12 protein-coding genes and 2 pseudogenes are annotated in these 12,048 nt (G+C 60.3%); 3 read left to right on the top strand and 11 right to left on the bottom strand.

What is annotated here, in order from left to right; all coding sequences use genetic code 11:
- Window positions 1-319: 319 nt before the first annotated feature.
- The 5 genes and pseudogenes from KMAL_RS14735 to KMAL_RS14755 all read right to left on the bottom strand — a co-directional run bounded on the left by KMAL_RS14735 (window position 320) and on the right by KMAL_RS14755 (window position 4,358).
- Window positions 320-757 carry a CopG family transcriptional regulator gene (locus KMAL_RS14735; RefSeq protein ID WP_087609043.1) on the bottom strand — a complete coding sequence of 146 codons (438 nt, stop codon included), beginning with the start codon at window positions 755-757 and terminating at the stop codon, window positions 320-322.
- A pseudogene (locus tag KMAL_RS14740) lies at window positions 754-2,757 on the bottom strand (conjugal transfer protein TraG). Before KMAL_RS14740 ends, KMAL_RS14735 begins: the two are co-directional and overlap by 4 nt.
- Before the next feature lie 170 nt (window positions 2,758-2,927).
- Window positions 2,928-3,506, bottom strand: coding sequence for a zeta toxin family protein (locus tag KMAL_RS14745; protein ID WP_014106943.1), 579 nt, complete (start codon window positions 3,504-3,506; stop codon window positions 2,928-2,930).
- Window positions 3,503-3,724: a hypothetical protein gene (locus KMAL_RS14750; protein WP_010512019.1), complete on the bottom strand. Its 222-nt coding sequence runs from the start codon at window positions 3,722-3,724 to the stop codon at window positions 3,503-3,505. Before KMAL_RS14750 ends, KMAL_RS14745 begins: the two co-directional genes overlap by 4 nt.
- An 88-nt stretch (window positions 3,725-3,812) precedes the next feature.
- Entirely contained in the window at window positions 3,813-4,358 is a 546-nt protein-coding gene (locus KMAL_RS14755; RefSeq protein WP_110096326.1) for a TetR/AcrR family transcriptional regulator, read from the bottom strand.
- Between the two features lie 93 nt (window positions 4,359-4,451).
- Here KMAL_RS14755 and KMAL_RS14760 point away from each other — a divergent pair, with 93 nt between their 5' ends.
- On the top strand, window positions 4,452-5,060 hold the full coding sequence (locus tag KMAL_RS14760; protein ID WP_034928099.1) for a glutathione S-transferase family protein: 609 nt from the start codon (window positions 4,452-4,454) through the stop codon (window positions 5,058-5,060).
- A gap of 21 nt (window positions 5,061-5,081) precedes the next feature.
- Here KMAL_RS14760 and KMAL_RS14765 read toward each other — a convergent pair.
- From KMAL_RS14765 to KMAL_RS14790, 6 genes and pseudogenes are all read right to left on the bottom strand, one after another.
- Window positions 5,082-6,823: pseudogene (locus tag KMAL_RS14765) on the bottom strand (relaxase/mobilization nuclease domain-containing protein).
- 228 nt (window positions 6,824-7,051) lie between these two features.
- Window positions 7,052-7,618, bottom strand: a complete 567-nt coding sequence (locus KMAL_RS14770; RefSeq protein WP_239019508.1) for a lytic transglycosylase domain-containing protein — start codon at window positions 7,616-7,618, stop codon at window positions 7,052-7,054.
- A gap of 110 nt (window positions 7,619-7,728) precedes the next feature.
- Window positions 7,729-8,070: a DUF736 domain-containing protein gene (locus tag KMAL_RS14775; protein WP_034928093.1), complete on the bottom strand. Its 342-nt coding sequence runs from the start codon at window positions 8,068-8,070 to the stop codon at window positions 7,729-7,731.
- The gene (locus KMAL_RS14780) at window positions 7,989-8,450 is read right to left on the bottom strand and encodes a DNA methyltransferase (RefSeq protein WP_235721138.1); all 462 of its coding nucleotides are present in this window, start codon (window positions 8,448-8,450) and stop codon (window positions 7,989-7,991) included. Before KMAL_RS14780 ends, KMAL_RS14775 begins: the two co-directional genes overlap by 82 nt.
- Window positions 8,451-8,692: 242 nt before the next feature.
- Window positions 8,693-9,148 carry a replication initiator protein A gene (locus KMAL_RS14785; RefSeq protein ID WP_239019509.1) on the bottom strand — a complete coding sequence of 152 codons (456 nt, stop codon included), beginning with the start codon at window positions 9,146-9,148 and terminating at the stop codon, window positions 8,693-8,695.
- Window positions 9,145-11,022 (bottom strand): strawberry notch-like NTP hydrolase domain-containing protein, encoded by a 1,878-nt coding sequence (locus KMAL_RS14790; RefSeq protein WP_239019510.1) that lies wholly within the window; start codon window positions 11,020-11,022, stop codon window positions 9,145-9,147. The genes KMAL_RS14785 and KMAL_RS14790 overlap by 4 nt, the downstream gene beginning before the upstream one ends.
- 191 nt (window positions 11,023-11,213) lie before the next feature.
- On the opposite strand from KMAL_RS14790, the gene KMAL_RS14795 reads away from it, so the two are divergent.
- Both KMAL_RS14795 and KMAL_RS14800 read left to right on the top strand, forming a co-directional pair.
- Window positions 11,214-11,495 carry an HU family DNA-binding protein gene (locus tag KMAL_RS14795; RefSeq protein ID WP_264996583.1) on the top strand — a complete coding sequence of 94 codons (282 nt, stop codon included), beginning with the start codon at window positions 11,214-11,216 and terminating at the stop codon, window positions 11,493-11,495.
- A 114-nt stretch (window positions 11,496-11,609) separates the two neighbouring features.
- A complete protein-coding gene (locus KMAL_RS14800) occupies window positions 11,610-12,041 on the top strand; it encodes a DUF6088 family protein (RefSeq protein WP_034928088.1) in 432 nt (143 codons plus the stop codon).
- Window positions 12,042-12,048 lie beyond the last annotated feature (7 nt).

Genomic DNA, 12,048 nt, shown 5'->3' on the forward strand with positions numbered 1-12,048 from the left:
CCATCTGGTCCGGGGTTAACCCCGGACCAGATGGCCAACAGCAACGCCGTCAGAAGGGCGGCATAACAACAACCGGGTATAGCTTATCAAGCCCGCAAAACTGTCCGAACGGACGGGACCACCTCAATCATAACGTATTAAAATCACTAAATTAGTTTCCGGTCATGCTCTGATAAATCTAGCGGTATGTAAGTTGGATCAGTAGTGGGGTACTGACTTTCAGTTTTGCTGTTGCTTGGATCGTGATCTACAATGAAAATCTGCTTCAACGAGACGGGCATTTGGCCTGTTCAGCCTTCGGCTGCCGCGGTGTCCAACATTAGAATGTATCTTTAGCACTGACTTGTGCGTCAGGAGGAAGAACGTCCTCATATAGACGTCGGCCGGTTGCCAAACGTCTTTCAAGGGCTTCGATGAAGCCGTCGTAACGCTCGGCGGCCTGCGCCCTGGCGGCAGCAGCCGAGGTTTCCGGCAAAGCTGGCGTCATGATCATCCAGAAACGGATAAACTGGGCCAGTGTCTCAACGGTGATCCCAGTATCGCGCTCCAGTCGGGACAGGCGTTTATCGACACGGTCCAGCCGTCGGGTCAGTGCGGCCTGTCCGGTCCCCTCTTCAGGAGAGAAAAAGACAGACAGAGCCGTCTCGACCACGAGGGAGCCGGACTGACGGCGACGGGTGGCCGTATCACTGACAGCTTTGAACAGATCGGGATCGAGATAGACCGTCATCTGCTGCTTCTTGCGGGAGCGTTTCATGGTCCACCGATCTCCATCCCATCATCACGGTCAATGGCGGCCAGCCGCGCTACCTTCTGAAGATCCATAAAGTCCCGGTCCCACCGTGTCGTGCGATTGCCAGCTTCGGGTGATTTCGTCTGCTCCCGCGTGTCATCCCTCTCCGTACGCGGTGGAATATCACTCGGATCGGCGTCCGGTGTGCGCTTGTGACCGGCCCCCAGAGGCGTTTCTTCTTCCTGCGTTGACAGTGGGGGGGCGGCACCATGCACCACCGTCTCGGGCAAGGGACGTCTGGTCCAGTCATCCGGTTGTATCGCGGTCGGTGCTGATATCGTTCCTGGTTGGGGCGGTGGCAGTGCGCGCTCCCGGAAACGGGCATCACTATAATATCGAGCTTTCTTCGCACGAACGGGTGGCGTCCCCGCCGCCATGACAATCTCGTCGGTTGGTGGAAGTTGCATGATTTCACCTGGCGTCAGAAGCGGGCGGGCACTTTCCTGCCGCGAAACCATCAGATGCCCCAGCCAGGGTGACAGGCGATGCCCGGCATAGTTTTTCTGTGACCTGATTTCCGTGGCAGTGCCCAATGCATCTGAGACCCGCTTGGCAGTCCGTTCATCGTTGGTGGCAAAACTGACCCGGACGTGACAGTTATCGAGGATCGAATTGTTCTGACCGTAGGCTTTCTCTATCTGATTCAGGCTCTGGGCGATCAGAAAAGCTTTGATGCCGTAACCACCCATGAACGCGAGAGCGCTTTCAAAGAAATCAAGCCGCCCGAGCGCCGGGAATTCGTCCAGCATCATCAGCAGGCGATGGTTATGCTTATGCGCGTTCAGATCCTCTGTCAGTCTGCGTCCGATCTGGTTCAGCATCAGACGGATCAACGGTTTGGTGCGACTGATATCCGAGGGTGGCACGCTGAGATAAAGCGTGGTCGGACGACGCCCTTTGACAATATCCGCAATCCGCCAGGCACAACGCGAAGTGACTTTCGCGACGACCGGATCACGATACAGGCCAAGAAACGACATGGCGGTGGAGAGCACACCAGACCGTTCGTTGGGAGATTTGTTCAGCAGTTCACGGGCGGCGGATGCAACCACCGGATGCGGGCCATCCTTGCCCAGATGCTTCGTCTGCATCATCGCAGCAAGCGTGGCTTCAATTGAGCGTTTCGGATCAGACAGAAGATTGGCAACACCGTAGAGCGTCTTGTCTTTCTCCGCATACAGAACATGGAGGATGGCGCCCACCAGCAGAGAGTGTGATGTTTTCTCCCAATGGTTCCGGCGTTCAAGCGATCCTTCGGGATCGACAAGCACGTCCGCGACATTCTGGGCGTCGCGTACCTCCCACTCCCCCTGCCGGATTTCAAGCAGGGGGTTGTAGGGATCAGAGGCAGGATTGGTCGGATCGAACAGGAGCACGCTGCTGAAACGCGCCCGAAAACCTGCGGTGATCTGCCAGTTTTCTCCCTTGATATCATGGACGATGGCTGATCCCGGCCATGTCAGCAGGGTCGGAATGACAAGCCCCACCCCCTTACCGGAACGGGTCGGCGCGAAACACAGGACATGTTCAGGACCATTATGACGGAGATAATCCCGTCCATACTGCCCGAGAATGACCCCATCGGGATCGAGCAATCCGGATTGCTGCAATTCCTCACGGCTGGCCCAGCGTGCGCTTCCATAGGTTGCGGCCCGTCTTACCTCACGAGCCCGACGAATGGAAAGCGCGACCGCTGCCACAACAGCCAGTACGCCGCCACTACCGGCGATCCACCCGCCCTGATTAAAAATATCCGGGGCATAGGCGTCGTAGACATACCACCACCAGAAAACCATGGGGGGCCAGTAGACAGGCCAATGATGCGCAAGCGTGAATCAGGGCTGACCAAGCTGGGGCTGAAAGCCCAGTTTCCACGCCACCCATTGCGTCGCCATCCACCATGACAGGATGATCATGAGCAGGACGACGCTCACCTGCCCCCATAAAATCCGTGATCCGGACATAGTGCTTTCCTCCATAGAAACCTATGGAAGAAAGGAAACGAAGACACTTAACTGGATTCAATGTTTTCCGCCCTACCTGCGCGGCCCGGCGCAAAGAGGCGTAAAATTGTCGGCGCAAGCGTTACCAGAACCCATTCCAACAGCGTGTCTGGTCTTGGCGACAAAACGCACTAACGGCAGAAGTCCGGACATGTGCTGACCAGCCATGCAGGCATAGTCATACCTCGACGCACAATCTGACCATTCTCGATTTCAAGCACAGGCTCCGGCATAACGCCTGAATTATCGGAGATGACAACACGGTCAGACAGGCCAATAACAGTCGGAAGATTGGCGAGACTGCCAATATATCGTCTGCGAATGGCTTCCGGTTCAATGAAATGTCCACCACCCGCAGCACGTGCCCTGACGCGCTGAACATTCATTTCGACCGACGCCAGAGCAATATATCTCAGCTCGATATGATATCCGGCGTTCCGCGCCGCCGTGATGCGACGGATTACGGAACGGCCAGATAATGTCGTTTCGAGAGAAATCGACTTCCCGGCGGCCAGCGACGCGTTGAATATCTCGATGGCTCGCCGTCCGGCCTCCCTGTCTGCATCGCGCGGGCTGCCTGGGTTGATCCCCCGCGCTATCTGGTCGGGGTCAATGACGATGTCGACCGGCTCAATGTCAGCGCTCGTGCCAACCCGCAGACTGCTTTTTCCGGAGCCGTTCGGTCCTGCGTAAATCAGTAATCGTGTCACGCGGGATAGGGAAAATCTTCGTCGCGGAACTCTTCCAGCGGTGCAAGACGTTCAACCCGACCGCCGGGAAATTCGCGCACAACCCATCCCTTCTGGACATAGGTCATGATCTCGCCGCTCGCTGTCCGGGCTTCCCGTGCCCGCTCGCCAGCAACGCGGACCGCCTCAAAGCTGGCCCATGCATAGTGCTGCCGCTCCTGCATCTTGTATTCGGACATGACGACCCCGTTTATCCATGACGTTCTATGGAGTCACTCATAGCACAATCGTTGTCTGACGCGCAGAGGTCTTTTGCCCAGACGGACATCAGGCCTGCGTTGATATCCCTACAGAAGCCAGAACACCGACCGCTTCCCGTCTGAGCGGTTCTATTTCGTCGAGGGCCGCCAGCCAGAATGTAGCCCCTTGCAAACGTGTCAGGGCGTCCGTGGCTGCCCGCATAGGGTCATCAACCGCACCCTTTTCGAGGATTTCCTCCATTCGGGCGCGCAATGCAATTACGAAATCCCGGACAGCCGTCTTCGCCTCTGGCGTGTCAATCGGGACTCCGAAAGCCAGGTGGAAGCCTACACATCGTCCACGCTCGCTAAAGACTGCGACAATACGGTCGATCAGTTCTCGATAAGTGTGCATCCAGTCGACTGCCGGATCGGGAAGCCCTTCAAAAGTTTCCTTCAGGGTCAATTCGAGAACATCAACGACGAGCGATTCCTTACTTGGAAGACGATTATAAAGACTGGACTTCTTCAGACCGACCCGCTCGGCCAGGTCGTTCATCGAAGCGCCGGTGTATCCCCGTTCCCGGAAGAGTTCGCGCGCAGCAATCACGATATCGTCATAGGATGCTTTCATCTTTATTCTTCCATTAAGACCGATCGGTCTGGTTTCCTGATTCCGGGATCATTTCATTCTCAAAGTGTCAGTCCATCGTCAGGAGACTCAGTCATGAAACTCTATGATCTCGATGTATCCGGCAATTGCTACAAGGTGCGCCTGTTTGCAGCCCTTACCGGCATTCCTCTTGACCTTGTGCCGGTTGATTTTTCCAAAGATGAGCAACACAGCTCGTTGTTTACGGACCTGAATCCATTTCAGGAAGTACCGGTTCTCGTCGATGGCGAGACGGTCGTCCGGGATTCTCAGGCCATTCTCGTCTATCTGGCTTGCAGTCTGTCCGACCAGCGATGGTGGCCCGATGACAGACGCGTTCAGGCGAACATTGTCGGGTGGCTGTCAGTTGCAGCCTGTGAGATCCGCAATGGGCCGAATGCCGCACGTCTGATCAGGAAGTTCGGTGTCGATCTCGACATGGAGGCCGCCCTTCACTGGAGCACCAAGATTCTTCCAATCCTCAACAAACATCTGGAAAGCCGAGAGTGGCTGGCATCAAGCCATCCTACAATCGCCGACTGTGCAGTCTTTCCTTACCTCTCGGTTGCGCACGAGGGCAGTGTGGACGTAAGGCCTTTCCCCGCGTTAATGGCGTGGATGACACGGGTCAGCCGTCTCCCCAATTTCATCCCGATGCCCGGTATGCTGACGTTACCATACTAAGTTGGCCAGCGAAGCGGGCGATCAAAGCCCGATCCCCATGTCCCGCTTCCGGCCGAACGACCAGTCCACGCCCCCGTCCTCCCGTGCGACGCCGGAGACATGACGCCCGATCTGTTTCTCCAGCGATGGCGTCCAGGGAACAAGCTGGAACCCGAGGCCGCCATCAATCATAGCAAAGCGCCCCGAAGCGAGGGTCAGCCGCTGTCGGTAGGTTCCAGTGACGTACTCGCCGGCCTCAGCACTCTGGATGGGCTGGCCGGTTTCGCGCGCCAGACGCCCGGCCACGTCCCGCATCTCCAGCGCCCGCATGGAGGCGACCATGCCACGCGGATAGCGCACGCGCGCTCCGTCCTGCTGTGCGATCCCCTGCTCGACCAGATGAGCGCTGCGCTGGCGTAGCGCGTCACGCACTTCCGCGCCGAAACCACCCTCTCCCAGCGCCACCGGTTCGCGAGCGACAAGCTGGCGGTCCAGCCATGTCGCGCCCCGCGCCAGCACCTGCTCTCCGATCGGCAGATCGGACCGCACCGCAAGTGTCGCCCGTCGCTGCCCCTTCGCATCCTGATAGGTCCGCAGTTCAACCAGCCCACCGTGCGGCACGTCCCGGCCGCTTCCAGTGATGGCAGTTGGACATGGTGCGTGCGCCCGTCCACGCCGTCGATCACCGCATAGGCACTCCCCTTCAGTTCATCATCCAGACCGCGCGCGACCAGACGTCCGATCACCGGCTCGGCCGGGTCTTCCCCGGCCAGCACCCATGACGACGAGGGCCGTTCGATCCCCTGTTCACTCAGACCACGGTGGATGCGTTTGATGATGTCATTGCGCTGCCCCATCTCGCGCAAGGTGACTTCCGCCGTTTCCTCCAGCCGCCATTGTCCGACCCCGACCTCATGGGCAAGGCCCATCCGTTCCAGTCGCCGCAGCCGTCCGACCTTCATGACCGCGAACGCGTCTGGCTGCCGGTCAGGCGACGGCGCCATGTCGATGATACCGTGCTGGTTCGCGTCCTGCTGCAACTGACGGTCCAGTTGGGTCCAGCGTTCTGCCTCGACCTGGCGTTCAACGTTGCGGTGTATTTCCTGGTCGGTGCGCGGCCCGAGTTCAAGCGTCACCAGGTTCTGGGCGCGAGCACGCAATCCCTCGCGGATGTAATCCCTGGATATGACCAGATCCTCGCCGTCCTGGTCCTTGCCCCGCACGATGATGTGGATATGCGGATTGTCGGTGTTCCAATGCGACACGGCAACCCAGTCCAGCTTCGTGCCGAGATCCTGTTCGGCCTGCGTCATCAGTTCCCGCGTGAAGGTTTTCAGGTCCGCCATCTCAGTTGCATCCTCTGGTCCCACGATGAAGCGGAAATGATGTCGGTCATCCTGACACCGCTCGGCGAATTCGCGCGCGGGCACATGGTCGCGCTCGGCCCCGAACAGCCGGGCCTTCTCCCCGTCCTTCGTGACACCTTCGCGCTGGAGATAGGAGAGATGGGCACGCAGGGTCGCCCGTGCGCCATGCCGGACCACCCGCGCCTTGACGAGGGCAAGCCGGGTGCGCCTGGACAGGAGACGATTGGCACGGGTTGCCGCTCCCCTGCCCCGCCCGAAAGTGGACGGTCCCTTTCCGGCACGCCCCGAGCCAGGACGGCCCATGCCACCCGCCCGGTTGGTCGCGGCCAGCACGCGGCCGATGAAGGACCGCCCCTCGCGGACACGGGGCAGGCGGATGCGGCCCGGCCGGACCCGGAAATCGTCATCACGGGCCATGAAGATCGCGACCTTGCGCTAACACATTGAAAACAAGCCAATCACGCCATCGGACACCTTGGGATGGGAAAATGACCTTGTGAAAAACCCAGAAAAACTGCCCTCCCCAACCATTCCGCACCTTGCGGCTTTTATCTTGCATTAGGCCCCAAAGACCCGATCCCCAGCGCAACCGCCGTTCCCCCGACTTCTCAGCTCCCCGCGCCATCGGCATCGGTGCGCGCCCTATCATGGTGCCTGCTCCAAAGAGACGGGCACGAACAGCGCTTCGGACGTACCGACCGATGCCTGGGGCGTGTGCGGGAAATGTCCGGCAAACAGCGTCTCGTTAGGCTGGTCGCGCGCAACGGATACGCCGGTTTCGTGCAGACCGTCCGCAGGAAACGTGCGCCGGTCGAGCAGGTGTGTGACAGAGGCGACGTAATCCCGGGTCTCGTGTGGGAGAGGCTGGCCCGTTGCAAGATGGGCCTCATAACGGCCCGGTCCTGCATTATAGGCCGCCAGAAACCCCGCATCCCCATAGCGGTCATGCAGCAGGCGGAGATAGCTGGCACCGGCAAGAATGTTGTCCTGCGGATCAAAAGGATCGGTTCCAAGAGCGAGATCGCGCCGCAACTCCTGCCATGTCGCGGGCATGATCTGCATGAGGCCCATTGCCCCTTTGGCGGAGATGGCATGGGTGTCACGGCGGCTTTCGACATGCATCACCGCGCGGATCCATTCGGGCGGCAGGGCGACACGCGCTGCCGCCTGATCGATCATTCCCTCGATGTCCTGCGCGCTGGCAGGATGCATCAGAGCCACCAGCGAAGCCGCCAGCCCTGTGCAGCACACGCGGACGAGACTGCACCTGGTCGGCGTGCTAGCATTGCGGCCACCCTGTCGCGCTCCTGCAATCAGGCGCATCATTCGCGTGCTCCCTGACGTTTCTGCGGGCGGTTCCAGACAAGCTGCCAGATCCGTCCACCCCGGCCCGCCTGGAACAGGCTCGCGCGCAGGCCCTGTGCCAGAGAGGGGTCGTCGAGCACCACGACGATGTATTCGCCTGCCCGTTCGCCAGTGCGTGTCCAGCCCGCGCCGACTTCTGGTCCTTCGGTACTGTCACCGAGATAGATGCGATAATCCGGTGCGTTGCCGCCGTCAGGTGTCTCAACGCGCGCCAGAATCAGTTCGGCATCCAGCGCAAGTGTGCGCAGGCGTCCTGAAAAACCTTCAGCCGTGCGCGTAAAGAGTCCAATCTGCGCCATGTCAGTGATCCTTTGAAGTATGAGAAGGAGGCGGGCTGGCGGCGGGCGCTGACCGGATAGAACTGCACCAGCAATTCATGCACGCGACGAAAACGATCGGCATGAAAAATACTGCCATTCTGCTTTTCCCAGACGATCTCCTGAGCGTGTCGCAGCCCTGCCGCCCGGAAGTCCGGTGCGGTAGCCATAAAACTGCGCAGGGAGCCGAAGACCCAGAGCGAGCCATGAGGCTTCAATGCCTTTGCCGCTAAAGGCGACCATCCGCGTACATGCCTGTCCCACGCCAGTGATGTCTCGCCATAGGGCGGATCAGAGATGATCAGATCAAAAGGCCCGTGATCAGGCATCAGGAGCCGGCAATCGCCGCAAAGGGGGGTCATGGCGATACCCCCTGTTCCATACCGCCATGTCTGCCTGCCACCATACGGCAGAGCGCAGAACTGTCGGCAAATGTCGGGCCAGAATCACCAGTTTTTATGATAGTCGAAGACTCACGTGCGCGCTCAGGCGCGGTGTACAAGTACAGAATGGTTATAATATTTAGTACTTTTAGAGAGCCATAATTTCTCCTTTTATTACAGCTTGTTAGATGGATTTCCGATTCCTGATAGGTCGATGGGCATCAGGAGTCCTCCACATGGTTATCCACAGGACCTTGTGGATAAGTTTCTTTGCTGGGATCAGGGAAGAAGCGGAGTACCGGCACATTGCTGGCGTCGGTCTCCAGACGCAGGCGGTAGCCCGGCAGGGTGTCTGCCGCGACCAGGCGGTGGATTTCGAAGACAAACCGGGGATAGGGAGAACGGGATGCTGACTTGCGGTAGAGATGGGGTAGATCGAACGCCCAGCCATCGGACTGCCGACCGGCATGTCGGCGAACGAGGAGATACAGCCAGCGCTCGAACCCGCCGGTCAGGGTGAAGTAGCGGGGGTCAAGCGTGAGGACACCCCGGCGACCGATGGCATCGCAGAGCCATTGGGGCAGGATCAGGTCTAGTTCTCCACGCCGTTCCTGCCAGGCGATCAGCCACGAAAACCCCTGCGCGCCGTCACGGGTCTGGCGCAGCGATGTCGTCACACGGGTTCCTGATCGCCCCGTTCTCCCTTACCGCCGGCGGCGTTCTGCATGGAATGCGCTTCATCGAAGATGATGACCCCGTCGAAATCAGCGCCCAGCCACTCGACGATCTGCTGGACGCGGGAGGCTTTCGCGCCGCGTTCTTCCGTCCGGAGCGTCGCATAGGTCGTGAACAGAATACCCTCGGTCAGACGGATGGCGTTACCCTGCGGAAAGCGTGACTGGGGCGTGACCAGCAGCCGTTCCATCCCCAGCGCCGACCAGTCGCGCTGCGCGTCTTCGAGAAGTTTGTCGGACTTCGACACCCAGACGGCCCGCCTGCGACCCTGCAGCCAGTTATCGAGGATGATGCCCGCGACCTGCCGCCCCTTTCCGGTGCCGGTGCCGTCGCCAAGGAACCAACCGCGACGGAAGCGGACGCCGTCGGGGTCGTCCTCACCGACACGAGTGAGGACATCCCATGTCTGATCGGCTTTCCATCGGCCTGCCAGATAGCGATCATGGGCCTCGCCGGCATAGATGACGGATTCCAGCTGCGCGTCAGAGAGCAGGCCGTCACGGATGACAGGGTCAGGGAGGGTTGGCTTGTGGCAAGGCCCGGGCGGGCGCACCGACGCCATGGCGGCCGACTGCACCAGTTTGGTGGGATGCGGCCGAGCGCCGGGAATTGCGATACTCTGGAGGCGATAATCCTCATAGAGCGCGTCAGACAGACGTGTCGTCACGGTTCCGTCTCCGTCCGGCGGCAGGATCTCGTAGGACAGGGCCGCACCCTGCATTTCCGAGACCGTCCTTTGGCGGGATGCGACGGCAGCCTTGCGCCCGAGATAGCCCCCCACCGTGCGAGGCGAGGTGAGAGCAGCAGAGCGTGACACTGCCGACGACTGGTGCGCCTGTGGCTGACAGGACGGCAGATCACCGATGATCCAGCCCAGCAGCGTCGGAAAATCGGGAGCGGTGCCACGGGTCGCGACAAAATGCGAGGGCTCGGAAGCGGGTATGCGGTCGAACACCAGGACCCGCGTTTTAACACCCGTTCCATGTTGCCGGTACAGATCCCCCGCGACACCGGCCGAAAACACCAGACGTGCCTTGGCCTGCAGAGTGGTAAAGCCATCGGTCCATCGCGGGTTGTCGGGGCAGAAGGACGTACCGGTCAGGGCGACAAGCCGCCCACCGGGCTTCAGCCGGTCGAGTGCGGAGGCGATATGCCGGAACGTCGTGTCAGGCGCCCGCCCCGCCACATGCACCGTCGCCGAAAAGGGCGGGTTCATGATGACGACATCCGGCTGAACGCTCTCGGGCAGATAGTCGTGGATCTGGGCAGCGTCATGCCGGAAAGACCGGGCCGTGGGAAACAGGGCCGTCAGCAGATCGGAACGGCCCGGTGCGTATTCATTGAGAGTCAGGACCGCGCCCGCCAGTTCGGCGAAGACGGCCAGAAGACCGGTCCCTGCCGAGGGCTCCAGCACATGATTGCCGCGCCCGATATCAGCCGCACGAGCAAGGCAGAACGCCAACGGTAATGGTGTCGAGAACTGTTGCCAGGTCTGGCTGTCGTCCGAGCGACGCGTCTGCGAGGGGAGAAGAGACGCCAGACGCGCGATACGGGCCAGCAAATCTGTGTCGTCGGATGCTTTGGTCATCAGGGCCGGACCGTAGCGGCGCAGGAACAGCACGGACGCGGCCTCGGCGGCGTCATAGGCCATCTTCCAGTCCCATGCGCCCGTTGCGTCAGCCGCGTTGAAGGCGGTTTGCATGGCTCGGCGCAGTCGGCTGGCGTCGAGCGTCTCCCCGCGTTCGAGGTGGGACAAAAGCAACCCCGCGGCGGCAAAGCCGCGCAGGTCGGGAGTGGGTGTAACAGGGCAATCCATAACGGTGGTCTCCGGGAGGGAAGGAGGAACGGTCCCGGCACGCCTCTCTCTCCCGCGCCAGAACCACCCGGCCCAAAACAGCCCTCTCCCTTCCCGTCCCCGCCCACAGGAGAACGCCGGGCTTGAAGCCGCCACAATCTCCCCGTAACGGTTCTGTGAGGCTCACGCCTGAACCATTCGTACAGAAGGCATTGCGCATGAAGATTTCAGAACTGGTCGACCAGATCGCCGAGACGACCGACGCCAGCAAGACCGATACCCGCAAGGTGCTCGACGCCCTCGTGGAAGCGATGACCGCTGCCGCCCAAAAGGGCGAGGAGATCTCGCTGCCCGATTTTGGCAAGTTCAAGGTGAAGGCCGTGCCGGCCCGCGAGGGACGCAATCCGGCGACCGGCGACAAGATCAAGATCGCAGCCTCCCGCAAGCTGGCATTTACGCCCGCCAAGGCCCTGAAAGACGCGCTGAACGGCTGAAAACACTCCCTCCCCGGTGGTCCCGACAAACAACAGGAGGTCCTATTTTTGTGGATCGGAATGTCCTGTTTCTGTTACTGTGCAGGACCATCAGGGAGGTCCATTAAGGTCATCATGATCCAGCTACGTCGCACCAGAACGCTGAAAGAGCGGCTGAAGACACGCATTCGCCGCGCGCGCGGCGACGTCTTCGTGCCGCGTGACTTCGCCGATCTCGGCGAATATGACAGTGTCAAAAGAGCCCTTCGACAGCTCATTGTCGAAGGCGAGATCGCGCGTCTGGGCTACGGGGTCTATGCCCGCGTAAAAACGAACGGCCTGACTGGCCGGCCGATGCTTGCCGTCCGCGGCGGCTTCGATGGAGCCGTGCGTCAGACTCTCAGCAAACTAAAGGTCGACTGGCGGGAGTCCGATACGGTCCGACAGTACAATAACGGGCGCACGACACAGGTTCAGGCCAATCCGGTCTTCGAAGTCCAGAGCCGGTTCAACCGGAAGCTGCGCTATCGAAATCTTGAGGCGCGGTTTGAAAAGCCTTACGCCTGATCTGCTC

The organism is Novacetimonas maltaceti (genome assembly GCF_002906255.1).
Lineage (GTDB): Bacteria > Pseudomonadota > Alphaproteobacteria > Acetobacterales > Acetobacteraceae > Novacetimonas > Novacetimonas maltaceti.

Bases quoted from the DNA above. Each gene is read 5' to 3' on its own strand.
- KMAL_RS14800 (WP_034928088.1), top strand. From the start codon at position 11,610: ATGATCCAGCTACGTCGCACCAGAACGCTGAAAGAGCGGCTGAAGACA.
- KMAL_RS14735 (WP_087609043.1), bottom strand. From the start codon at position 757: ATGAAACGCTCCCGCAAGAAGCAGCAGATGACGGTCTATCTCGATCCC.
- KMAL_RS14780 (WP_235721138.1), bottom strand. From the start codon at position 8,450: ATGACCCCCCTTTGCGGCGATTGCCGGCTCCTGATGCCTGATCACGGG.
- KMAL_RS14790 (WP_239019510.1), bottom strand. From the start codon at position 11,022: ATGGATTGCCCTGTTACACCCACTCCCGACCTGCGCGGCTTTGCCGCC.
- KMAL_RS14770 (WP_239019508.1), bottom strand. From the start codon at position 7,618: ATGCATCCTGCCAGCGCGCAGGACATCGAGGGAATGATCGATCAGGCG.
- KMAL_RS14760 (WP_034928099.1), top strand. From the start codon at position 4,452: ATGAAACTCTATGATCTCGATGTATCCGGCAATTGCTACAAGGTGCGC.
- KMAL_RS14750 (WP_010512019.1), bottom strand. From the start codon at position 3,724: ATGTCCGAATACAAGATGCAGGAGCGGCAGCACTATGCATGGGCCAGC.
- KMAL_RS14755 (WP_110096326.1), bottom strand. From the start codon at position 4,358: ATGAAAGCATCCTATGACGATATCGTGATTGCTGCGCGCGAACTCTTC.
- KMAL_RS14775 (WP_034928093.1), bottom strand. From the start codon at position 8,070: ATGGCGCAGATTGGACTCTTTACGCGCACGGCTGAAGGTTTTTCAGGA.